Source organism: Streptomyces sp. NPDC002853 (genome assembly GCF_053591915.1).
In genome coordinates, this window is sequence record NZ_JBSFUS010000012.1 from 75,982 (window position 1) to 99,122 (window position 23,141).

Annotated in this window: 16 protein-coding genes; 14 read left to right on the forward strand and 2 right to left on the reverse strand. The window is 70.5% G+C overall.

Annotated elements, in window-relative coordinates; all coding sequences use genetic code 11:
* The first annotated feature begins 16 nt into the window (after positions 1-16).
* The 9 genes from gatB to ACWD02_RS30985 all read left to right on the forward strand — a co-directional run bounded on the left by gatB (position 17) and on the right by ACWD02_RS30985 (position 12,762).
* A complete protein-coding gene (gene gatB / locus ACWD02_RS30945; protein ID WP_451216204.1) occupies positions 17-1,528 on the forward strand; it encodes an Asp-tRNA(Asn)/Glu-tRNA(Gln) amidotransferase subunit GatB in 1,512 nt (503 codons plus the stop codon).
* A gap of 134 nt (positions 1,529-1,662) precedes the next feature.
* Positions 1,663-2,916, forward strand: coding sequence for an SLC13 family permease (locus tag ACWD02_RS30950; protein WP_451216801.1), 1,254 nt, complete (start codon positions 1,663-1,665; stop codon positions 2,914-2,916).
* Between the two features lie 144 nt (positions 2,917-3,060).
* Positions 3,061-5,166 (forward strand): phosphocholine-specific phospholipase C, encoded by a 2,106-nt coding sequence (locus ACWD02_RS30955; RefSeq protein WP_451216207.1) that lies wholly within the window; start codon positions 3,061-3,063, stop codon positions 5,164-5,166.
* A 214-nt stretch (positions 5,167-5,380) separates the two neighbouring features.
* Entirely contained in the window at positions 5,381-7,624 is a 2,244-nt protein-coding gene (locus tag ACWD02_RS30960) for an MMPL family transporter (protein WP_451216209.1), read from the forward strand.
* Complete coding sequence (locus ACWD02_RS30965; protein WP_451216212.1) at positions 7,593-8,183, forward strand: GNAT family N-acetyltransferase; 591 nt, start codon at positions 7,593-7,595, stop codon at positions 8,181-8,183. The genes ACWD02_RS30960 and ACWD02_RS30965 overlap by 32 nt, the downstream gene beginning before the upstream one ends.
* Before the next feature lie 35 nt (positions 8,184-8,218).
* Positions 8,219-8,809: a hypothetical protein gene (locus tag ACWD02_RS30970; RefSeq protein ID WP_451216215.1), complete on the forward strand. Its 591-nt coding sequence runs from the start codon at positions 8,219-8,221 to the stop codon at positions 8,807-8,809.
* A gap of 239 nt (positions 8,810-9,048) precedes the next feature.
* Positions 9,049-9,234: a hypothetical protein gene (locus ACWD02_RS30975; protein ID WP_451216218.1), complete on the forward strand. Its 186-nt coding sequence runs from the start codon at positions 9,049-9,051 to the stop codon at positions 9,232-9,234.
* Positions 9,235-9,311: 77 nt separating this feature from the next.
* A complete protein-coding gene (locus tag ACWD02_RS30980) occupies positions 9,312-12,422 on the forward strand; it encodes a helix-turn-helix transcriptional regulator (RefSeq protein ID WP_451216221.1) in 3,111 nt (1,036 codons plus the stop codon).
* Positions 12,423-12,501: 79 nt separating this feature from the next.
* Positions 12,502-12,762, forward strand: coding sequence for a DUF6191 domain-containing protein (locus ACWD02_RS30985; RefSeq protein WP_451216224.1), 261 nt, complete (start codon positions 12,502-12,504; stop codon positions 12,760-12,762).
* Positions 12,763-12,797: 35 nt separating this feature from the next.
* On the opposite strand, the gene ACWD02_RS30990 is transcribed toward ACWD02_RS30985, so the two are convergent.
* Together ACWD02_RS30990 and ACWD02_RS30995 are read right to left on the reverse strand one after the other, a co-directional pair.
* Complete coding sequence (locus ACWD02_RS30990) at positions 12,798-13,979, reverse strand: PQQ-dependent sugar dehydrogenase (protein WP_451216804.1); 1,182 nt, start codon at positions 13,977-13,979, stop codon at positions 12,798-12,800.
* Positions 13,980-14,114: 135 nt separating this feature from the next.
* Positions 14,115-15,107: an aldo/keto reductase gene (locus ACWD02_RS30995; protein ID WP_451216227.1), complete on the reverse strand. Its 993-nt coding sequence runs from the start codon at positions 15,105-15,107 to the stop codon at positions 14,115-14,117.
* Positions 15,108-15,204: 97 nt separating this feature from the next.
* On the opposite strand from ACWD02_RS30995, the gene ACWD02_RS31000 reads away from it, so the two are divergent.
* From ACWD02_RS31000 to ilvC, 5 genes are all read left to right on the forward strand, one after another.
* Positions 15,205-16,155, forward strand: a complete 951-nt coding sequence (locus tag ACWD02_RS31000; RefSeq protein WP_451216230.1) for a 2-hydroxyacid dehydrogenase — start codon at positions 15,205-15,207, stop codon at positions 16,153-16,155.
* A gap of 301 nt (positions 16,156-16,456) precedes the next feature.
* Positions 16,457-19,390: a putative bifunctional diguanylate cyclase/phosphodiesterase gene (locus tag ACWD02_RS31005; protein WP_451216807.1), complete on the forward strand. Its 2,934-nt coding sequence runs from the start codon at positions 16,457-16,459 to the stop codon at positions 19,388-19,390.
* Positions 19,391-19,623: 233 nt separating this feature from the next.
* A complete protein-coding gene (locus ACWD02_RS31010; RefSeq protein WP_451216233.1) occupies positions 19,624-21,471 on the forward strand; it encodes an acetolactate synthase large subunit in 1,848 nt (615 codons plus the stop codon).
* A 27-nt stretch (positions 21,472-21,498) separates the two neighbouring features.
* Positions 21,499-22,026: an acetolactate synthase small subunit gene (gene ilvN / locus ACWD02_RS31015; protein ID WP_160507374.1), complete on the forward strand. Its 528-nt coding sequence runs from the start codon at positions 21,499-21,501 to the stop codon at positions 22,024-22,026.
* 109 nt (positions 22,027-22,135) lie between these two features.
* Entirely contained in the window at positions 22,136-23,134 is a 999-nt protein-coding gene (ilvC, locus tag ACWD02_RS31020; protein WP_451216236.1) for a ketol-acid reductoisomerase, read from the forward strand.
* Positions 23,135-23,141 lie beyond the last annotated feature (7 nt).

A 23,141-nucleotide genomic window follows, 5' to 3' on the forward strand; every position in this document is an offset into this window, starting at 1 on the left:
GAGGGAAAGTTTCACCGTGACTGTCACGACTGACCTGGTGTCGTACGAGGATGCCCTCGCGACGTACGACCCCGTCATGGGCCTTGAGGTCCATGTCGAGCTGGGCACCAAGACCAAGATGTTCTGCGGTTGCTCCACCGAGCTCAAGCAGGACGCCAACAGCCAGACCTGCCCGACCTGTCTCGGACTGCCCGGCGCGCTGCCGGTCGTCAACGAGATCGGCGTCGAGTCCGCCATCAAGATCGGTCTCGCGCTGAACTGCGAGATCGCCGAGTGGTGCCGCTTCGCCCGGAAGAACTACTTCTATCCGGACATGCCGAAGAACTTCCAGACCTCTCAGTACGACGAGCCGATCGCCTTCAACGGCTATCTGGACGTCCAGCTGGAGGACGGCGAGGTCTTCCGCGTGGAGATCGAGCGCGCCCACATGGAGGAGGACACCGGCAAGTCCACGCACGTCGGTGGCGCGACGGGCCGTATCCACGGCGCCTCGCACTCGCTCCTGGACTACAACCGCGCCGGCATCCCGCTCATCGAGATCGTCACCAAGCCGATCGAGGGTGCGGGCGAGCGGGCTCCCGAGGTCGCCAAGGCGTACGTCGCCGAGCTGCGCGAGGTCATCAAGGCGCTCGACGTGTCCGAGGCCCGGATGGACAAGGGCCAGATGCGCTGCGACGTGAACCTCTCGCTGCGTCCGCACGGGCGCGAGGAGTTCGGCACGCGCTCGGAGACGAAGAACGTCAACTCGCTCCGCTCCGTGGAGCGTGCGGCGCGCTTCGAGATCCAGCGTCACGCGGCCGTCCTGAACGGCGGCGGCACGATCATCCAGGAGACCCGTCACTTCCACGAGGAGGACGGCTCCACGACGTCGGGCCGCATCAAGGACAACGCCGAGGACTACCGGTACTTCCCGGAGCCCGACCTCGTCCCCGTCGCCCCGGCCCGTACGTGGGTCGAGGAGCTGCGGGCCGGCCTCCCCGAGATGCCGCGCGTGCGCCGTAACCGCCTCCGCGAGGAGTGGGGTGTCTCGGAGCACGACATGCAGTCGATCCTGAACGCGGGTGCGGTCGACCCGATCGTCGCCACGATCGAGGCGGGGGCCGACTCGGCCGCCGCGCGCAAGTGGTGGATGGGCGAACTGGCCCGCGGTGCCAACGAGTCGGGCAAGGCGCTCGACGAGCTCCCGGTCACCCCGGCGCAGGTCGCCAGGGTCGCCGAGCTCGTCGCCAAGGGCGACCTGAACGACAAGCTGGCCCGGCAGGTCTTCGTGGGCGTCCTCGCCGGTGAGGGCACGCCGGACGAGGTCGTCGAGAAGCGGGGCCTGAAGGTCGTCTCGGACGAGGGCGCGCTGTCCACTGCCGTGGAGGAAGCGATCGCCGGTAACCCCGGGGTCGCGGACAAGATCCGCAGTGGCAAGGTCGCTGCGGCGGGTGCACTGGTTGGCGCGGTCATGAAGGCCACCAGGGGTCAGGCCGACGCCGCCCGCGTCAAGGAGCTGATCCTTCAGAAGCTGGGCGTGGAGGGCTGAGCCCTCTCGCCGGTACGGCCTGAACCGCCGCTTCGCGGCGGATCTGCCCCGCGCCCACCCACCCGATTGCCCCGGAGCGATCGAGTGGGTGGGCGGGGTGCTGTTCGCCCCCCCACCGGGCCCCGGAGCCTCCCCTGAACACCCTCCCCGCCGAGATCCTCTCCGTCGGCCTGCTGCTCGCCGTGCTCGCGTTTGCCGTCATACGGCCCAAGAAGTGGCCGGAGGCCGCCGCCGCGCTGCCCGCCGCCGGGATCGTCGTGGGGCTCGGGGCCGTCTCGCCGGAGCACGCGCTCGCCGAGGTCAAGAGCCTGCTGCCGGTCGTGGGGTTCCTTGCCGCCGTCCTCGTGCTCGCTCAACTCTGCGCCGACGACGGCCTCTTCGCCGCCGCCGGGGATCTCGTCGCCAGGCTCTGCGGTGGGCGGACCAGGGCGTTGCTCGGCGGGGTCTTCGGGGTGGCCGCGGCGATCACCGCCGTGCTGAGCCTGGACGCCACCGTTGTCCTGCTCACGCCGGTCGTCTTCGCCACCGCCGCCCGCGTCGGGGCCAGACCGCGCCCGCACGTCTACGCCACCGCCCACCTGGCCAACTCGGCGTCGCTCCTGCTGCCGGTCTCGAATCTCACCAACCTCCTCGCCCTCACCGCCGGCGGGCTGAGCTTCACGCGGTTCGCGCTGCTCATGGCGTTGCCGTGGCTGGTCGCCATCGGGATCGAGTACGTCGCCTTCCGGCGGTACTTCGCCGCCGATCTGGACGCGGGCGCCTTGGAGCCCAAGGAGACCGAGCCGACGCCCGTGCCGGTGTTCACCCTCACCGTCCTCGGCCTCACGCTCGCCGGGTTCGTCGGCACCTCGCTCGCGGGCCTCGAACCCCTGTGGGCAGCTCTCGCGGGGGCCGCGGTGCTCGCGGGCCGCGCGCTGCTGCGCAAACGTACGAGCGCCACCGCACTCGTCCGCTCCGCGAGTCCGCTGTTCTGCCTGTTCGTGCTCGCGCTCGGCATCGTCGTCAAGGCGGTCGTCGACAACGGCCTCGGCTCCGGCATCGAGTGGATCCTGCCGGACGGCGACTCGCTGCCCGCGCTGCTCGCCGTGGCGGCCGTCGCCGCCGTACTCGCCAACCTGATCAACAACCTGCCCGCGATCCTGGCCCTCCTGCCCGCCGTCGCGCCCGCCGGTCCCGGCCCCGTCCTCGCCGCGCTGATCGGCGTCAACATCGGCCCCAACCTGACGTACGTCGGCTCGCTGGCCACCCTGCTGTGGCGCCGCATCCTGCACGACCACGGCACGGACGCCGAGTTGGGGACCTTCACCCGCCTCGGTCTGCTGACCGTGCCCCTCACGCTCGCCGCGTCCACCGTGGCCCTCTGGGCGGGGCTGCGGATCGGCGCCTGAGCACCGGTCCCCGCTGCCTCGTACAGCCGTTCACGTCGACTTCGTCCCCAAGTCTTCACAGGGAAACCAGACTTCACTACCGTCCCGGCGGAGCAGGTCAATGGATCAGCAGAGAACCATTGGCTGTCGACTGGAGGTCGTTACGTGTCCCCGGAGATTTCACGCAGGCGGCTGATGGCAGTCGGCGGTGGCGCACTCGGCGTCGCCGCCGCCGGATCCTTCCTGCCGCCGTCCTTGCAGCAGGCGTTGGCACAGGACCGGCACAAACCCGGCAGCGGCGGGCTCGACTCGATCGAGCACGTCGTCATCCTGATGCAGGAGAACCGGTCCTTCGACCACTACTTCGGCGCCCTGCGCGGCGTACGCGGCTTCGGCGACCGCAACGCCATCCGGCTCCCGAGCGGCAAGTCCGTGTTCGAGCAGCCGGGCGCGCTGCGCACCGTCATGCCCTTCCCCGTCCGCGAGGCCGCGGCGGCGCAGAAGAAGGACCTGCAGTACATCGGCGCCCTCGACCACTCCTGGAGCGGCGGCGCCAAGGCCTGGCACGACGGCTGGAACGACGGCTGGATCACCGCCAAGACCGCCGCGACGATGGCGTACTACACGCGCGACGACATCCCGCTGCACTACGAACTCGCCGACACCTTCACCGTCTGCGACGCCTACCACTCGTCCGTCCACACCTCCACGAGCCCCAACCGCAACCACCTGTGGAGCGGCAGGACGGGCTACGAGGCGAACGGCAAGCGCGCCGTCGGCAACGACGCGTACGACGAGGGCAAGCACCCCGGCTACGACTGGGGGACGTACGCCGAGCGCCTGGAGAAGGCGGGCGTGAGCTGGCAGACGTACACGGAGTGGGAGAACTTCACCGACAACCAGATCGAGTTCTTCACCACCTTCAAGACCATCGCCCGCAAGGTCCTCGCCAAGACCGGCCTGACCTTCATGGAGGCCTTCTACGCCAAGGTGCGCGACGCCAAGGACGAGGCCGAGCGCGCGAAGCTGCTCGCCACCCTGGAGGAGGGCGTCGCCACCCTCACCAAGGCGGAGAAGTCGCTGTTCGAGCGCGGCCTGCGGCGCGTGCCCACCGGCAAGCTCGCCGAGGAGTTCGCCAAGGACGTCGCGGGCGGCAAGCTCGCGAAGGTCAGCTACCTGGTGCCGTCCGCCCTGGACTCCGAGCACCCCAGCGTCTCCTCGCCGATCCACAGCGCGACCATCGTCTACAAGGTCCTCGACGCCCTCGCCTCGCACCCCGAGGTCTGGCGGCGCACCGCCGTCTTCATCAACTACGACGAGAACGACGGCTTCTTCGACCACGTCCCGCCGCCCGTGCCCGGCACCGACTCCCCCGAGGACCAGGAGGAGCGCTGGGAGGGGAAGCCCACCGGCCTCGGCGTGCGCGTCCCCATGCTCGTCGTCTCGCCCTGGACCGTCGGCGGCTACGTCACGTCCGAGGTCTTCGACCACACCTCTGTCGTGCGCTTCCTGGAGAAGTGGACCGGCGTCAAGGAACCCAACATCAGCGCCTGGCGCCGCAAGGTCACCGGCGACCTCACCGGCGCCTTCGACTTCAAGCGCGGCCACCGGCAGCCCGAGGTCGAACAGCCCGGCGCCATCCCGGAGTTCAGCGGCCGCTGGTCCCCGCAGCCGCCCCTGAAGCAGTCCATGCCGGTCCAGGAGCCGGGCAGCCGCCGCGCCCGCCCGCTGCCCTACCAGCCCGACGCCTACGTGAAGCCGGGGCGTGACGGCGCCCTCTCCGTGCGGCTGCGCAACGGCGGGCGTTCCAGCGCGCACTTCGCGCTCTATCCGTACGCCGGCGAGTTCGCGGTCCCGCAGCACCAGGACGTCGTGCGCGAGGGTTCCTGGACCGTGCCGGTGGCCAAGGACGCGTACGCCTTCACGGTCACGGGGCCGAACGGCTTCCGGCGCGAGTTCGCGGGCGGCAAGGACGGGGGCGCGCAGCTCGCTTCCGCGATCACCCGCCGTGAGCTCCACGTGACGCTGGCCAACCGGGGGCGCAAGGAGCTCGTCTTCACGGTCAAGCCGCTCGGTTACGTGGACGAGGACGACGTCAGGAAGCGCACCAGGACCGTCCGGGTGAAGGCGGGCAGCAGCCGCACGATCGCCTGGCACACGGACGACGAGCACGGCTGGTACGACTTCCAGGTCACGTCCGCGGGCGAGCCCGCCTTTCGGCGCCGTCTGATGGGGCACATAGAGAACGGACGCGCGAGCGTATCGGGCTGAAGCCCTCAGTTCTCAGGGTGTGCGAGGTCCCGGTGGGGCCTCGCACACCTTTTGTGCCCTTGTGAGGAAACCCACGAACCGGACCAACGATCTCCAGGCCCTGTCAAAGTGTCTCTGGCGCATATGTCGTCGCTCATGCGTTCTTTGCGGGCTGTTCAGTTCATTCACGACTGTTCCCGATAAAGATCCACGAACCATCCCAGGGAGCCGGTCAGTGGCAGCACTCGCACGGTGGTGTGTGAAGCACCGCCTCCTCGCAGTACTGCTCTGGCTCATCACCCTCTCCGGTGCCGCGAGTGCCGCGGCGCTCGCCGGGTCCGCGTACTCGAACGACTACGAGGTGCCGGGCACCGAGTCCGGCCGGGCGACCGAGCTCCTGAACGAGGGGTTCGAGGGTCTCGGCGGCGACAGCAACACCGTCGTCTGGCGGACCGAGGCGGGCACGACGGTGCGCGCCGCCGACGTCGAGCAGACGATGACCGGCGCCCTCGACAAGATCGAGAAGATGCCGGCGGTGGCCTCCGTCAGCAGTCCGTACGGGGAGCGAGGCGCCGCCCAGATCAGCGACGACGCGCGCATCGCGTACGCGACCGTCACCTTCCACGCACAGGCCGACGCCATCGACAAGGCGGACGCGCAGGCCCTCGTCGACACCGCGAAGGCCGCCGGTTCGGACAGCCTGGACGTCCAGCTCGGCGGCAGCGCCGTCGCCCTCACCGAGTCCAAGAGCGCGCAGACCGCCGAGATCGTCGGGGTCGCCGTCGCCGCCGTGGTGCTCTTCCTCGCCTTCGGCTCGCTCGCCGCCTCGATCCTGCCCATCGCCACGGCGCTGGTGTCGGTCGGCACGGCGTACGCGGGCATCGTGCTGCTCGGGCACGTCATGACCGTCGCCGACTTCGCGCCGATGCTGGGCACGCTGATCGGGCTCGGCGTCGGCATCGACTACGCGCTGTTCATCGTCACCAGACATCGCAAGGGCCTCAAGCAGGGCCTTCCGGTGGCCGTCGCCGCCGAACGCGCGGTCGCCACCACCGGGCGCGCGGTCGTCTTCGCGGGCGCCACGGTGTGCATCGCGCTGCTCGGCATGCTCATCCTGCGGCTCAGTTTCCTCAACGGCGTCGCCATCGCGGGATCGCTGACCGTGCTCCTCACCGTCGCCGCCTCGGTGACCCTGCTGCCCGCGCTCCTGTCCTGGATCGGACCGCGCGCGCTCAGCCGCCGCGAGCGCCGTGCCCTCGCCGAACACGGCCCGGCACCGGAGCTGCCCACCGGGCTCGCCGCCCGCTGGTCCGCCTTCGTCGAGCGGCACCCGAAGCTGCTCGGCGGCGTCGCCGTCGCCGTGATGGCGCTGCTCGCCCTGCCCACGCTCTCCCTGCACCTGGGCACGTCCGACCAGGGCAACAACCCGGCCTCCGCCACCACCCGGCAGGCCTACGACCTGCTCGCGGACGGCTTCGGCCCCGGCGTGAACGGCCCCCTCACGCTCGTCACGGACGTCGACGGAGCGGGCGACCGGCTCGCCCTCACCAACCTCGGCGACACCCTCCAATCGACCCAGGGCGTCGCCTCCGTCAGCCCCGTCACGTACGGCGCCGACGGCACGGTCGCCCACGTCACCGTCCTGCCGGACTCGTCCCCCCAGTCGCAGCGGACCAGCGACCTCGTCGACCGGCTGCGCGACGACGTGCTTCCGCGGGCCGAGGCCGACACCTCGCTCGACCTTCAGGTCGGCGGTGTCACGGCGAGCTACGACGACTTCGCGGAGATCATCGTCGGCAAGCTGCCGCTCTTCGTGGGCGTGGTCATCGGCCTCGGCTGCGTCCTGCTGCTGCTCGCCTTCCGGTCCATCGGCATCCCCCTGAAGGCCGCCGCGATGAACGTGGCGGCGGTGGCGTCCGCCTTCGGGGTCGTCGTCGCGATCTTCCAGTGGGGCTGGGGGAGCGAGCTGCTCGGACTCGGCTCGGCAGGACCGATCGAACCCTTCCTGCCCGTGATCATGGTGTCGGTCCTCTTCGGGCTCTCCATGGACTACCAGGTCTTCCTGGTCAGCCGGATGTACGAGGAGTGGCTGGAGACCGGTGACAACCGGCGGGCCGTCCGCGTCGGCCTCGCCGAGACCAGCCGCGTGATCAACTCCGCGGCCGTCATCATGATCTCGGTCTTCCTCGCCTTCGTCCTGAGCGGCGACCGGGTCATCGCGATGTTCGGCATCGGCCTCGCCGCCGCGGTCGCCCTTGACGCCTTCGTCCTGCGCACGCTGCTCGTGCCCGCCCTGATGCACATGCTCGGCGGCGCCAACTGGTGGCTGCCGCGTGGCGTCGACCGCTGGCTCCCGCGCATCAGCATCGAGCCGCCGGAATGTCGGTCGAGTAATTCCGTCCCCGGTGCGAGGATCCCCGTACTGCCGGACGGACTGAAGGAGCGGGATGTTCGCGATATCGCTGGGCGAGGGCGCTGAGCTGCGGCCGATCGAACCGTGGCAGGCGGAGGAGTTCCTCGCGCACGTGGAGCGTGCGCGCGAGTACGCGGGGCCGTGGGTGCCCCTGACCGTGCGGACGAAGGACCTCGGTTCGGCCCGGGAGCTGCTTCAGATGTTCGCGGACAGGCAGGCCGCCGACACGGGGCGCCTGTACGGCATCTGGCTGGACGGCACGCTCGTCGGGGGAGTGCTCTTCCGGATCTTCGACACGGCCATGGAGAGCTGCGAGGTGGGCGTCTGGCTGGAGCCCTCGGCCGCCGGGCGCGGTCTGATCACCAAGGCGAGCCGGATCCTCATCGACTGGGCCGTGGACCAGCGCGGCATGCACCGCGTGGAGTGGCTGGTCTCCACGGCCAACGACCGCAGCAAGGCGGTGGCCGAGCGGCTCGGGATGACCAAGGACGGCGTGCTGCGGGAGAGCTTCCCCTGGCAGGGAGTGCGGCACGACATGGAGGTGTGGTCGGTGCTCGCGCCGGAGTGGCGCAAGGCGCGAGAGGCACGTGACACAGCGGGTGCCGGGGACTCGGCGGCTCGTTAAGAAAGCTCTCAGACTCCGTCCGTACGGTGCGGGGCATGGGAACTAAGACAGAGGACGAGACCGCGGCCGAGGCGGCCGCGAAGCCCGCAGAGCCGGAGGCCGCGGACACCGCTGACACCAAGGACGTCACGAAGGTGGACGCCACCAAGGCGGACGCCGTCGAGGCCGATGACGCCGACGACGCCGATGAGCTCGTCGTGGTGGAAGAGGTCGCTCCGGCCAAGTCCACCGGCGTGTTCCAGGGCGCCGCGGCCGTCGTCTCCGCCGCTCTCGGCGTGATCGGCCTGTCCGGCGGCTGGCTCGGCACGGTCGCCGCGGCTCGTTCGAACATCGTCGGGCAGCTGGAGTTGCAGAAGAACCAGTCGGCTGGTGTCGCTGACCAGGTCCAGGCCCTGTACGCCGACTCCTGGCAGGTCACGGCGCTGATCGCCGGAGCCTTCGCGCTCGCCGCGCTGGTCGTCGGGTTCGTCGTCCTTGTCAGGCCCGCGTTCGGTGCGCCCGACCAGGTGCAGGCACCGTGGATCAAGTCGATCGCGTGGGCGGGTGTCGCCCTGGGCGTCATCGGCCTGCTGCTGGCCATCGCCAAGTACTCGGACCTGATTTACGGGCTGCCGTCGACGAGTTGATGGCGCGCTGGGTACTCAGAACGCCGGAGGGGCTGCATCGCAGCCCCTCCGGCGTTTTTGCGTACCTGAGGAACGAGAGCCCTAAGGCCCCCTCCCACCCTCCTAAGGCCCCCCAACCCCTCAAGATGCGGCACTCTCCCGATGTGCCACCCCTCCCTGGCAGACGAAAGTAGCGGTCAGAACGAAGGCAGCAGCCAGTCGGCAGCCGGCCAGAAGCCAGTCAAAGCCAGGGAGTTCTCATGTTCGAGTACGAGATGCACCAGCTGCGCGCCGCCGACCTCATCCGTGAGGCCGACCGCCGCCGCCTCCTGCGCGAGGCCCGCCAGGCCAAGGCGGCCCGCGCCGCCCGCCGCTCCGCCCGCCAAGGAACCGAGGGGCGGGTGAGCGAGGCCCAGTGGAGAAGCCGCTTCTCCCGGGCCGCGTGATGAGCGCGGCGGGGGCGAACGGAGCCCCGGTTTCTGCCCTCGGGATATCCGCTGCCACCAAGCACTCACTCTGTGCAATGCTCACCGCTGTGGAGACCAGGTCCGTAAGCCCCGTGTTCGTCGGCCGTTCCGACGAGCTGGGCGTACTGAAAGACGCACTCGCCCGTGCCAAGGGGACGACCCCCGGCACGGGCGAGCCGCAGGCGTTGCTGCTCGGCGGCGAGGCCGGTGTCGGCAAGACCCGCCTCATCGAGGAGTTCACGGCGGCCGCGTGCGCGGAAGGGGCGGTCGTCGCCCTCGGCGGCTGCGTCGAGATCGGCGCGGACGGCCTGCCCTTCGCCCCCTTCTCCAGCGCCCTGCGCTCCCTGCGCCGCCAGCTGCCCGACGAGGTGGACGCCGCTGCCGCCGACCAGGAGGGCGAGCTCGCCCGGCTCCTGCCCGAACTCGGCGAGGCACCGCAGCGCCGCCGTGGCACCGACGCGCATCACGACGAGGAAGGCATGGCCCGCCTCTTCGAGCTGACAGTCCGCCTCCTTGAGCGCCTGGCCACCGACCGCCCGGTGGTCCTCGCCCTGGAGGACCTGCACTGGGCCGACGCCTCCACCCGCCACCTCCTCGCCTACCTCTTCCGCACGCTGCGCAGCGGCCGCCTCGTCGTCGTCGCGACGTACCGCGCCGACGACATCCACCGCCGCCACCCGCTGCGCCCGCTCCTGGCCGAACTCGACCGCCTGCGCACGGTGCGGCGCATCGAACTGTCCCGCTTCAGCAAGGGCGAGGTCGCCCGCCAGATGGCGGGAATCCTCAGCGCCGAGCCCGCGCAGACCCTGGTGGACGACATCTTCGACCGCTCGGACGGCAACGCCTTCTTCGTCGAGGAGCTCGCGGTCGCCTCGCACGGCGGCAGCTGCGCGAGCCTCACGGATTCCCTGCGCGACCTCCTGCTCGTACGCGTCGAAGAGCTGCCCGAGGACAGCCAGCGCGTGGCCAGGATCGTCGCCGAGGGCGGCTCGACCGTCGAGTACCCGCTGCTCGCCGCCGTCGCGGGGCTGGCGGAGGACGACCTGATCGAGGCGCTGCGGGCCGCCGTCGGCGCCAACATCCTGCTGCCGTCGCCCGACGGGGACGGCTACCGCTTCCGGCACTCCCTGGTGCGCGAGGCCGTGGGCGACGACCTGCTGCCCGGCGAGCGCTCCCGTATCAGCCGCCGCTTCGCCACGGTCCTCGAGGCCGACCCCTCACTCGTCGCCGCCGACCAGCGCGCCGCCCGCCTCGCCAGCTACTGGTACCACGCACACGACGCGGCGAAGGCGCTCCCCGCGGTCCTGCGGGCCTCCGTCGAGGCCCGCCGCCGCTACGCGTACTCCGAGCAACTGCGCCTCCTCGAACGGGCGATGGAACTGTGGGACGACGCCCCCGAGGACATCCGCCTCGCGCTGCGCCCCCTCGACTACGCCGAGGTCTACCCTCCCTGCGGCTGCGACCCCGCCACCACCCCTCTGCGCTACCTCGATCTCATGGCGGAGGCCGCCGTCGCGGGCCGCCTCTGCGGGGAGCGGGAACGCGCCCTGAAGATCACCAAGCGTGCGCTGCGGCTCCTCGAGGAGGAGCAGGACCCCCTGCGCGCCGCCTGGTTCTGGATCCAGCGCTCCCGGCTCACCTCGACGCTCGCCCGCGGCGACGGCTGGGCGGAGATCGCCACCGCGCAGGACCTGGTCCGCGGCCTGCCGCCGTCCGAGGTGCACGCCGAGGTCCTCACGAACGTCGCCTCCTGGGGCATGCTCCACAACCCCGGCGCGGAGACCCTGGCCGCGGCCCAACGCGCCGTCGAATACGCCCGGATGGTCAAGGCCGAGGAGATCGAACTCAACGCCCGGCTCATCCTCGGCGGCCTCATGGTCGACGCGGGCGACGTCGAGCAGGGCCTCGCGGAGATGTACGAGGTGCGGGACCGCTGCGTGGCGCCGCCCGGCCTCGTCTCCCGCATCCCGCACATCCACGTCAACCTGCCGTCCGTGCTCGAAGGAGCGGGCCGCTCCCTCGAATCCCTGGAGGTCAGCGATCAGGGCCTCGCGCTCTGCCGGAAGTACGGCCTCACGGACACCGAGAGCTGGGTCCAGGTCAACAAGGCGGAGACCCTTGTCTCGCTGGGCCGTTGGGACGAGGCCGTCGACGCGTCAGAGGCGGCCCGCCGCGGTGCGCTCAGCGTCAAACCGCGGGGCGGCGCGGCCCTGCAGATCACCTCCGTCGCCCTCGGCCGCGGTGACATGGGCGAAGCCGCCGCCCAACTGGCCACGGCCCGCGCGCACTACGGCTCGCACGACCTCATGCCGCAGTACTCCCTGCCCATGGTCACCGCCGCCATCGGCATCGCGGCCGCCGACCCCGACCGCGCGGCCGGCGTCGCCGAGGCCCGCGCCGAACTCGAACGGGCCCTGGCCGTGGGCTTCCCGCCCGGCACCCAGCGCTACACCTGGCTCGTGCTGCTCGCCGCCGCCACCTCGGAGGCCGATACGCGCGGCCTGCCCGCCGCCGAGCCCGGCCGGGCCGAGGCCATCGACAGCATCCGCCGGGTCGCCAAGAACCTCCCCTCACCCGTGCCGGTCTGGGTCGCCCACGAGAAGTGGGTACGCGCGGAACTCCTGCGCGCCGAGGACCGCGACACCCCCGACGACTGGTCCGCCACGGTCACCGCGTTCGAACCCCTCGGCCGCCCCTACGACTTGGCCCGGGTCCGCCTCCGCCTCGCCGAGTCCCTCCTCGCCAGCACCGCGGGGACGGGCACCGACGCGGATCGCGAGCGCGCCGCCGGGCTGCTGCGGCAGTCACTCGAGGCTGCCGAGGGGCTGCGGGCCCGGCCCCTCGCCGAGTCCGTCGCCGGGCTCGCCCAGCGTGCCCGCCTCGTCCTGAACGAGGACGCTCACCACACCGCGAACCCGCACCTCACGCCGGTCGACCCCGCCGAGGCACTCGGCCTCACCAGCCGGGAGCGCGACGTGCTCCGCCGTGTCGCCGCGGGCCGCAGCAACCGTCAGATCGCCGAGGAGCTCTTCATCTCCCCGAAGACGGCGAGCGTCCACGTCTCCAACATCCTCGCCAAGCTGGGCGTCGCCGGCCGGGGCGAGGCGGCGGCCCTGGCCCACCGCCTGCGCCTGTTCCCCGCGGAACGCGTCCAGTCCACGGGCTGACCTGCGCTTTCCCGTCTCCGAAGGGTTTCGCGGGCGCTCGCTTACGCTGGAAGGAGGAACCCGGCCGCCAGGAGGCGCAGTGTTCAACCCGATCGAGCTTTTCCAGCCCGGCCGCAAACACACGGACGACGAGCAGAAGCGGCTGGAGCTGAGCCGGGTCGACGTGGCCGACGGCGACCCGAGCCGTGGCCCCATAGACCTGACCTCCGGCAAGGTGGTGGTGAGGGTGCCCCAGCAGCCGATTCAGGGATCGGCCGACGTGGCCGCTCCCGCCAAGGCCGGCGACACGACCCCGGACACCGGGGCGGACTCCCCGGCGGACACCGCGCACGAGCGCTAGCCCCGCGTCCTGCTTCACCCCTGCTTCGCCTTCACCTACTTCACCTTCACCTCAAGGATCTTGTCGTCCCCCTTCTCCGGGGTGCCCCGGGAATCCGTTTCGTTCGTCACCAGCCAGAGCTTGTCCTTGCCCGCGGCGACGACCGTGCGCAGGCGGCCGTGCTTGCCCTCCAGGAAGGACTGCGGCTCCACGGTGCCCTCCACGCCGCGCACCGGGATGCGCCAGAGGCGCTCGCCGCGCAGGCCCGCCATCCAGACCGACCCCTCGGCGTAGGCGATGCCGCTGGGAGAGGCGTCCGAGGTCTTCCACTGGGCCACCGGGTCGTTGTAGCCCTCCTCGTCGCCCTTGCCCTCCACCTCCGGCCAGCCGTAATTGTCGCCGGCCTTGATCTCGTTCAGCTCGTCCCAGGTGTCCTGGCCGAACTCCGCCGCCCAGAGCCGCTTCTCCTCGTCCCAGGCCAGTCCCTGCACGTTCCGGTGGCCGTACGAATAGACGGGGGAGTCGTCGAAGGGGTTGCCGGGGGCCGGGTCTCCGTCCGCGGTCAGGCGCAGGATCTTGCCGCCCAGCGACTTCTTGTCCTGCGCCAGACCGGTGTCACCTGTCTCGCCCGTGCCCGCGTACAGCATCTTGTCCGGGCCGAAGGCGATCCGGCCGCCGTTGTGGACCACGCCCTTGGGGATGCCCTTGAAAACCGTGTCGGGCGCGCCCAGTTGCTTGCCGGAGGGCTTCTTCTCGTCGTACAACATGCGGCTGATGCGGTTGTCCGACTCGGTGGTGAAGTACGCGTAGACCATGTGGTCCGATGCGTATGAGGGAGAGACGGCCAGGCCCATCAGGCCGCCCTCGCCCGCAGGGGAGACGCCGGGGACCTCGCCCAGCTCCGTCTTCTTGCCCGTCTCGCCGTCGACGCGGGTGATGGTCCCCTCGTCGCGCGAGGACACCAGCAGGTCCCCGCCCGGCAGCGGCGCCAGACCCCATGGTGACTTCAGGTTCTCGGTGAGTGTCTTGGTGACCGAGGCCGAACCCTTTTCCGGCGGGGCGTCGCCGGCCCGCGACTTGCTCGAGGGCGTCCCGTCCGCCCCCTCCGACTTCGCGGGGCCGGACTCGGCGCTCTTTCCGTTGTCCGGCGTGTCCGAGCCCCCGGACGAGCAACCGGCCGTGAGCACGAGGGCGGCGGCAGCCAATGCGGCCGTGACAGCAGGTCGTTGCACGATCAGGTTCCCTTCGACGCAGCGCTTCTACTGTTCATACACCGCTCGGCCCCCGCAGGTTCCCAACCCCGCTCCACCGACTCACGACCGGCACAGACGCGCGGCCGTATCCGACGAGCGGACCTCACTGACGAGCGGACGTCACTCCCAGGATCCCATCGCCGACGGCAGCGCCGCGATCTCGGCCAGGTCCGCCCCGGTCAGCCGCACCTCCGCGGCCCCCGCGTTCTGCACCGCCCACCGCTCCCGCTTGGCCCCCGGGATCGGCACCACATCGCGGCCCTGCGCGAGCACCCACGCCAGCGCCACCTGCGCGGGGGTCGCCCCATGCCGCTCGGCCACCCGGCGCAGGCCCACCACCAGCGGCTGGTTGGCGGCCATCATCTCGGCGGTGAAACGCGGGTGCCGGGCCCGCAGATCGTCCGGCTCGAAGCCCTGCCCCGGCGTCAGCGTCCCCGTGAGGAAACCGTTCCCCAGCGGCATCGCCGCGAGGAAGCCGATCCCACGCGCCGCACACCACGGCAGCAGCGTCTCCAGAGCCTCGCGCGACCACACCGAGAGCTCCGCCTCCACGGCGCTGACCGGAAAGACCTGCTGGATCCGCTCCAGCTGCCGGATCGTCCCCTCGTGCAACCCCCTGCCCTCGCGCCGCGAGGCCCGCGCCCCCACCGCGCACAGCCCCAGCGCCCGTACCTTCCCGGCGGCGACGAGCTCGGCCATCGCGCCCCACGTCTCCTCGACAGGCACCTCGGGATCGGCGCGATGCAGTTGGTACAGGTCGATCGTCTCGGTCTGCAGCCGCCGCAGCGACGCGTCGCAGGCCCGCTTCACATAACCGGGGCGGCCGTTGGCGACGATGTGCTGCTCGCCCACCAACAGCCCGCACTTGGTGGACACGAAGGCCTCGGCCCGCCGCTCCTTCAACGCCCTGCCCACAAGGAGTTCGTTGGTGAACGGCCCGTACATGTCCGCGGTGTCGAGGAGGGTCGAGCCCTGGTCGAGCGCGGCGTGCACGGTGCGCAGCGACTCCTCGCCCCGCTGCCGTGAGCCGGTGTACGCCCAGCTCATCGGCATGCAGCCGAGCCCGACCGCACCCACCTCGAGCGCTGCGGCGCCGATCGTCCTGCGGTCCACCTGGCCGTGCCCTCCCACCTCATGTCCGAGCGGCCCCCAACGTAACCTCTGCCTCCCTCCACACGGCGTGCGGCCTCCGCGCATTAGCCTCCTGACCATGACGACAGATGTATGGCTCCCTTATGCCGAGGACGAGATCGAAGGCCTGCCCCGGGCGGCCGAAGCGGGGATCAACTACCGCTTCTGGGACGGCGGCCCGGACTTCCCAGCGGACCCGGCCGACTGCGCGTTCTATGTGGTGCCTTATCTGAAGGGTCCTGAGGTCGCCGTACGACCGCTGCCGGAGATGACATCCGTACGCGCCGTACAGACGCTCTCCGCGGGCGTCGACCAGATGCGCTCCGGACTCCGATTCCTGGCGCCCGGCGTGCAGTTGTGCAATGCCAAGGGGGTGCACGAGGCCAGTACGGCAGAGCTGACGCTCGCCCTGGTCCTCGCGTCGCTGCGGGGCATCCCCCGGTTCGTCGAAGGACAGCGGCAGGAGGACTGGCGGTCCGGCTTCTACCCCGCGCTCGCCGACAAGTCCGTGCTGATCGTCGGATACGGATCGATCGGTTCCGCCATCGAGGACAGGCTCGCCCCCTTCGAGTGCGCGCGGGTGGCGCGCGTCGCGCGCTCTGCCCGTGCCACGGAGCGCGGCCCCGTGCACCCGCTCGCCGAACTGCCGTCGCTGCTGCCCGACGCCGACGTGGTCATCCTCTCCACGCCCCTCACCGACACCACCCGAGGCCTGGTGGGGGCCGACTTCCTGGCCCGCATGAAGGACGGCGCACTGCTCGTGAACGTCGCGCGCGGCCCCGTCGTCGACACCAAGGCGCTGCTGGCCGAACTGGAGAGCGGCCGGATCACCGCCGCCCTCGATGTCACCGACCCGGAACCGCTGCCCGCAGGTCACCCCCTGTGGCAGGCTCCTGGAGTGCTCATCAGCCCGCACGTGGGCGGATCGACCTCCGCCTTCCAGCCACGCGCCAAGCGCCTGCTCGCCGCCCAGCTGACCCGTTACGTGGCCGGGGAACCCCTCGGCAACGTCGTCCTGACGACCGAGTAGGCCACCAAGTCACGATCACTCCGGGACCGTTCGAGCACACTCCGCACCTGTTTGTGTGCGCCCCGTGTCCACAACACCTCCGACAGTCACGGAGCGTAGAGAAGCTATGTCCCTGAGTGACGAGACTGGTGTATCGTCCCGACAGGGGCTGCGCCGTGGAGAGTTCGTCGGCGCCGGGGACGAGACAGCAGACGCGAGGGGGGCGACGGGCGATGGACGGCCAATGGGCGAACCATCCGACGCGGCGAGGCCGCCGACGACGACACTCACGCGGACCGGCGCCACGGATCAGGGCGGCCCGGTGAGCACCCGCCCGTCACCCGCCACCGCCCTGGAGGGCGGCGGAGGGCTGGCGGCGCAGATGCCGACCGGCTCGCCGCTGACCCGGCGCCCCGCCTCCGGCGCGGGCCTGGTCTCGCAGATCGCGCTCCTCGTGGTCTGCGGCGGGTATGCCACCGGGGCCGCGTTCGGCTGGGGATCACCCCGGGCCGCCCTGATCATGGGCGACTTCGGTCTGAGCATCGCGGCGGCGGCCGCCGCGGTCTCCTGTTTCCGCTACTCACGCACCCGGCGCAGCCGCTTTCGACCCGCATGGCTGCTGTTCGCGCTCTCCTCCGCGATGGCGGCCCTGGGCAACGGCGTATGGGGCTGGTACGAGGTCGTGCTGGAGCAGCCGGTGCCGAGCCCGGGCCTCGCCGACCTCTTCTTCCTCTGCTTCGCGCCGCCCGCCATCATCGGCCTGCTCGTGCTCGCCAAGCGCCCGGTGACCAAGGCCGGCTGGGTCTGCCTCTCACTGGACGCCTGGCTCATCGGCGGCTCACTGCTCACGCTCTCCTGGAGCCTCGCGCTCGCGCACACGGCACAGTTCGAGGGCCAGAGCGTCGCGCACGCCGCGCTCTCGCTCGCCTATCCGCTTCTCGACATCGCGCTGGTCAGCATGGTGCTCGCGCTGCACTTCAGACGGTCGTCCGCCAACCGCACGGCGGTGAACACGGCGATCGGCGCCCTCGCGCTGACCGTCATGTGCGACGCGATGTTCACCTCGCCCCTCCTGCACGCCAGTTACCGCTCGGGGCAGATGCTGGACGCGGGCTGGTTCGCCGGCTCACTGCTCCTCGCGTACGCGCCCTGGGCGGTGCCCTGGCACAAGCAGGGGGACGACGCGCAACAGCACGCGCGCGTGCGGCACGACGACGTCCCCAAGGACGCGCGGTCCGCCGCCACCCGGCCCATCGCCGGGTCGCTGGCCGCGCTGACCCCCTATCTGGCCGCGGCCGTCTGCACGTTGGGAATCCTCTACAACGTGCTAAGCGGCCGCAGCGTCGACGAAGTGGTCCTCTTCACCGCCGGCACGGTCGTGCTCGCCCTGGTCGTGCGCCAGGGCATCATGCTCCTGGACAACATCACCCTCACCCAGGAACTGGCCCAGAAGGAGAACCACTTCCGCTCCCTGGTCCAGGGTTCGAGCGACGTCATCATGATCGCCGCCCCGAACGGCATACTCCACTACGTCAGCCCGGCCGCCTCAGGGGTCTACGGCCGCGAGGCCGAAGAGCTCGTCGGCTCCGAACTGGCCTCGCTCATGCACCCCGAGGACCTGGGCCGCGTGGTCCACGAGGTCCGCAGATTCCTCACCGCGAACCCCGCCGAAGAGCCCACGACCCGCATCGAGTGCCGCTTCAAGTCCGGCCACGGCGACTGGCTGAACGTGGAGTCCACGGTCAACCGCCACCAGGGCGGGCTCCTCTTCAACAGCCGCGACGTCACCGAACGGGTGCGCCTCCAGGCTCAGTTGCAGCACAACGCCGAGCACGACCCCCTCACCGACCTGCCCAACCGCTCCCTGTTCACCCGCCGGGTGGGCCAGGCGCTCACCGGCCGCAGAGTCACCGACCGGGGCACGGCCGTGCTCTTCATCGACCTGGACGGCTTCAAGGCGGTCAACGACACCATCGGCCACCAAGCAGGAGACGAACTCCTGATCCAGGCGGCCCGCCGCCTTCAGGAGGCCGTCAGGTCCGGGGACTGCGCGGCCCGGCTTGGCGGCGACGAATTCGCCGCGCTCATCGTGGGTGACGGCACCCGCGACCAGGCCGCACGCGAGCAGCACATCTACGAACTCGCCGACCGTCTCAGAATCACCCTCTCCCAGCCCTACGCGATCGACGGGAACGACGTACGCGTGGCGGCCTCCATCGGCGTGGCCTTCGCCGAACCCGGCATCGGCGCGGGCGAGCTGCTGCGCAACGCCGACCTCGCGATGTACCGCGCCAAGGCCGCCGGAAAGGGCCGCGTCGAGCTGTACGCACCCCAGATGCAGGCCGACGTCGTGCGCAAGGCGGAGCTGGCGACACGGCTGCGCACCGCCCTGCACGACGGCGAGTTCGCGCTGCTGCACCAGCCGGTGGTCTCCCTGGACGACGGCCGCATCACCTCCGTCGCCGCCCAGGCGCGCTGGCGCTCGGCGCAGGGCATCCTCTTCACGCCCGCCGAGTTCCTGCGCGTGGCCGACTCCTCGGACGCCCAGGAGGGCGCCCGCACCGCCGAGCTGGGCCGCTGGGTGATCGAGGAAGCCGTCCAGCAGGCCGCCGAGCGCGGCCGTACGGGTCATACGACGCCCGTCGCGGTCCGCATCAGCGCGCGCCGCCTCCTGGACCGCTCCATGCCGCTCGGGTCCATCGAAGCGCTCCTCACGCGCTACGGACTGCCCTCCGGGGCGCTCATCATCGAGCTCGCCGACAGCGACCCCCGTGTGTCGCTCGACGACCTGGAGCGCAGGCTCACCTCCCTGCGCAGGCTCGGTGTACGGATCGCCCTGGACGGCTTCGGGAGCGGCTATGCCGCCATCACCGCGCTGCGGCGGCTCCCCGTCGACGTACTGAAACTGGACCGCGGTCTCATCGAGGGCGTCGTCGAGTCCGCGCGGCTGCACAAGATCACCTCTGGCCTGCTGCGCATCGCCGGCGATCTGGGGCTGTGCTCGGTGGCCGACGGCGTCGACCTCCCGGAGCAGGTCATCGCCCTGCGCGCGATGGGCTGTACGCACGGGCAGGGCATGGCGTTCTCCGGGCCGCTCGACGAATACCGCCTGCGCCGCGCGCTGTCGATCGGGCAGTATCCGGTCCCGCACGGGCCCGCGGAGCCGGTCCTCGCGGGCGGTCCGCCGGTGGCGTACGGAGGAGGTGTCGAGTCCTTCGCCCGCTCACATAATGAGACCCCCGTCCCACCTACTTGACAGGCACAGTGCGCCGGGGAGAGGGTCAATGCCATGCGCACCCGAATTCTCGTACTTGGAAAGCGCGTCGGCTGAAGCTGGGACTCACCGGTCCGAACTCCGGAATCCCTGCACCCGCTCCGACGCGCTCCCCTCGCTTGCCTCACGGCACGAGGGGTTTTTTGTTGCACAGGCACCTGCCAAATCCCCGCAAACACCCCGCAAAAACCCTCAGCTTCGAGAAGAGAATGCCGATGACCGAGCAGGCCACCGGGGCCCACCATCCGCAGCCGCGGCCCCGATCCTCAGGACAGCAGTCCGCACCCGTCGAGCACGTCACGGGTGCGAAGTCCCTCATTCGTTCTCTCGAGGAAGTCGGGGCCGACACGGTATTCGGCATTCCCGGCGGTGCCATCCTTCCCGCGTACGACCCGATGATGGACTCCACCCGCGTCCGTCACGTCCTCGTCCGGCACGAGCAGGGCGCGGGCCACGCCGCCACCGGTTACGCGCAGGCCACCGGCAAGGTCGGGGTGTGCATGGCGACGAGCGGCCCCGGTGCCACCAACCTCGTCACCCCGATCGCCGACGCCCACATGGACTCCGTTCCGCTGGTCGCGATCACCGGCCAGGTGGCCTCCAAGGCGATCGGCACGGACGCCTTCCAGGAGGCGGACATCGTCGGCATCACGATGCCGATCACCAAGCACAACTTCCTGGTCACCAAGGCGGAGGACATCCCGGCGACGATCGCGGAGGCCTTCCACATCGCCTCCACGGGCCGCCCCGGACCGGTCCTCGTCGACATCGCCAAGGACGCGCTCCAGGCGCAGACCACCTTCCAGTGGCCGCCCACCCAGGACCTGCCCGGCTACCGCCCGGTGACCAAGCCGCACGCCAAGCAGATCCGCGAGGCCGCCAAGCTGATCACCACCGCCAAGCGGCCCGTCCTCTACGTCGGCGGCGGCGTCCTGAAGGCCCAGGCCACCGCAGAGCTGAAGGTCCTCGCGGAACTCACCGGAGCGCCCGTCACCACCACACTGATGGCGCTCGGCGCATTCCCCGACAGCCACCCGCTGCACGTGGGAATGCCGGGCATGCACGGAGCGGTCACCGCCGTCACCGCGCTGCAGAAGGCCGACCTGATCGTCGCCCTCGGAGCCCGCTTCGACGACCGCGTCACCGGCAAGCTGGACAGCTTCGCGCCCTTCGCGAAGATCGTCCACGCCGACATCGACCCGGCCGAGATCGGCAAGAACCGCGCCGCCGACGTGCCGATCGTCGGAGACGCCCGCGAGGTCATCGCCGACCTGATCCAGGCAGTCCAGGCCGAGCACACCGCCGGAGTGCAGGGCGACTACTCCGCCTGGTGGGCCGACCTCAGCCGCTGGCGCGACACCTACCCCCTCGGCTACACCCAGCCCGAGGACGGTTCGCTCTCCCCGCAGCACGTCATCGAGCGCGTCGGGCAACTCGCCCCCGAAGGCACGATCTTCGCGGCGGGCGTCGGCCAGCACCAGATGTGGGCCGCCCACTTCATCCAGTACGAGAAGCCCGCCACCTGGCTCAACTCCGGCGGCGCGGGCACGATGGGGTACGCGGTCCCGGCCGCGATGGGCGCCAAGGCCGGTGCGCCCGACCGCACGGTCTGGGCGATCGACGGTGACGGCTGCTTCCAGATGACCAATCAGGAACTGACCACCTGCGCCCTGAACAACATCCCGATCAAGGTCGCCATCATCAACAACGGCGCCCTCGGCATGGTCCGCCAGTGGCAGACGCTGTTCTACAACCAGCGCTACTCCAACACCGTCCTGCACAGCGGCCCCGAGGACATCGGCCCCAACAAGGGCACCCGCGTCCCGGACTTCGTGAAGCTGTCGGAGGCGATGGGCTGCGTGGCGCTGCGCTGCGAGCGTCCCGAGGACCTCGACAAGGTCATCGCCGAGGCCAACGCCATCAACGACCGCCCCGTCGTGGTCGACTTCATCGTCCACGAGGACGCCCAGGTGTGGCCGATGGTCGCCGCCGGCACCTCGAACGACGAAGTCATGGCCGCCCGCGGGGTCCGCCCCGACTTCGGCGACAACGAAGACGACTAGGCGAGAGCGAAAGAGAGACCACGAGTCATGTCCACCAAGCACACGCTCTCCGTCCTGGTCGAGAACAAGCCCGGTGTCCTCGCACGGATCACCGCACTGTTCTCCCGCCGCGGCTTCAACATCGACTCCCTGGCCGTGGGCGTCACCGAGCACCCCGACATCTCACGCATCACCATCGTCGTGAACGTCGAGGACCTGCCGCTCGAACAGGTCACCAAGCAGCTCAACAAGCTCGTCAACGTCCTGAAGATCGTCGAACTGGAGCCGGCCGGCGCCGTGGCGCGCGAACTGGTCCTCGCCAAGGTCCGCGCCGACAACGAGACGCGCTCGCAGATCGTCGAGATCGTCCAGCTGTTCCGCGCCAAGACCGTGGACGTCTCGCCCGAGGCGGTCACCATCGAGGCCACCGGATCCAGCGACAAGCTGGAGGCGATGCTCAAGATGCTGGAACCCTTCGGCATCAAGGAACTCGTCCAGTCCGGCACCATCGCCATCGGCCGCGGCTCCCGCTCCATCACGGACCGCAGCCTGCGGGCGCTCGACCGCTCGGCCTGAACAACCCGCACGAGCCGCAGGGCCCGCCCGTATGGCGAGACCTGAAAACTTTCTTCCGCAAGACCGCCGTACGGTGGGTCGCAACACCAGCACACATAGGAGATTTCCAGTGGCCGAGCTGTTCTACGACGACGACGCCGACCTGTCCATCATCCAGGGCCGCAAGGTCGCGGTCATCGGATACGGCAGCCAGGGCCACGCCCACGCGCTGTCGCTCCGTGACTCGGGTGTCGACGTCCGTGTCGGTCTGCACGAGGGCTCCAAGTCCAAGGCCAAGGCCGAGGAGCAGGGCCTGCGCGTGGTGACCCCCTCGGAGGCCGCCGCCGAGGCCGACGTCATCATGATCCTGGTCCCGGACCCGATCCAGGCCCAGGTCTACGAGGAGTCCATCAAGGACAACCTCAAGGACGGCGACGCGCTGTTCTTCGGTCACGGCCTGAACATCCGCTTCGGCTTCATCAAGGCCCCCGAGGGCGTCGACGTCTGCATGGTCGCCCCCAAGGGCCCGGGCCACCTGGTCCGCCGTCAGTACGAGGAGGGCCGCGGCGTTCCGTGTATCGCGGCCGTCGAGCAGGACGCGACCGGCAACGGCTTCGCGCTGGCTCTCTCGTACGCCAAGGGCATCGGCGGCACGCGTGCGGGCGTCATCAAGACGACCTTCACCGAGGAGACCGAGACCGACCTGTTCGGCGAGCAGGCCGTGCTCTGCGGCGGCACCGCCGCGCTGGTCAAGGCGGGCTTCGAGACGCTGACCGAGGCCGGCTACCAGCCCGAGATCGCGTACTTCGAGTGCCTCCACGAGCTGAAGCTCATCGTCGACCTCATGTACGAGGGCGGCCTGGAGAAGATGCGCTGGTCGATCTCCGAGACCGCCGAGTGGGGCGACTACGTCACCGGCCCGCGCATCATCACGGACGCCACCAAGGCCGAGATGAAGAAGGTCCTGACCGAGATCCAGGACGGCACCTTCGCCAAGCAGTGGATGGACGAGTACCACGGCGGTCTGAAGAAGTACAACGAGTACAAGACGCAGGACGAGAACCACCTCCTGGAGACCACCGGCAAGGAGCTCCGCAAGCTCATGTCGTGGGTCAACGACGAGGCCTGAGGCACCC

What these genes read in the sequence shown, in the direction of transcription:
- ACWD02_RS31000 (WP_451216230.1), top strand. Translation starts at nt 15,205, where the DNA reads ATGACGACAGATGTATGGCTCCCTTATGCCGAGGACGAGATCGAAGGC.
- ACWD02_RS30980 (WP_451216221.1), top strand. Translation starts at nt 9,312, where the DNA reads ATGCTCACCGCTGTGGAGACCAGGTCCGTAAGCCCCGTGTTCGTCGGC.
- ACWD02_RS31010 (WP_451216233.1), top strand. Translation starts at nt 19,624, where the DNA reads ATGACCGAGCAGGCCACCGGGGCCCACCATCCGCAGCCGCGGCCCCGA.
- ACWD02_RS30975 (WP_451216218.1), top strand. Translation starts at nt 9,049, where the DNA reads ATGTTCGAGTACGAGATGCACCAGCTGCGCGCCGCCGACCTCATCCGT.
- ACWD02_RS30970 (WP_451216215.1), top strand. Translation starts at nt 8,219, where the DNA reads ATGGGAACTAAGACAGAGGACGAGACCGCGGCCGAGGCGGCCGCGAAG.
- ACWD02_RS30965 (WP_451216212.1), top strand. Translation starts at nt 7,593, where the DNA reads ATGTTCGCGATATCGCTGGGCGAGGGCGCTGAGCTGCGGCCGATCGAA.
- ilvN (WP_160507374.1), top strand. Translation starts at nt 21,499, where the DNA reads ATGTCCACCAAGCACACGCTCTCCGTCCTGGTCGAGAACAAGCCCGGT.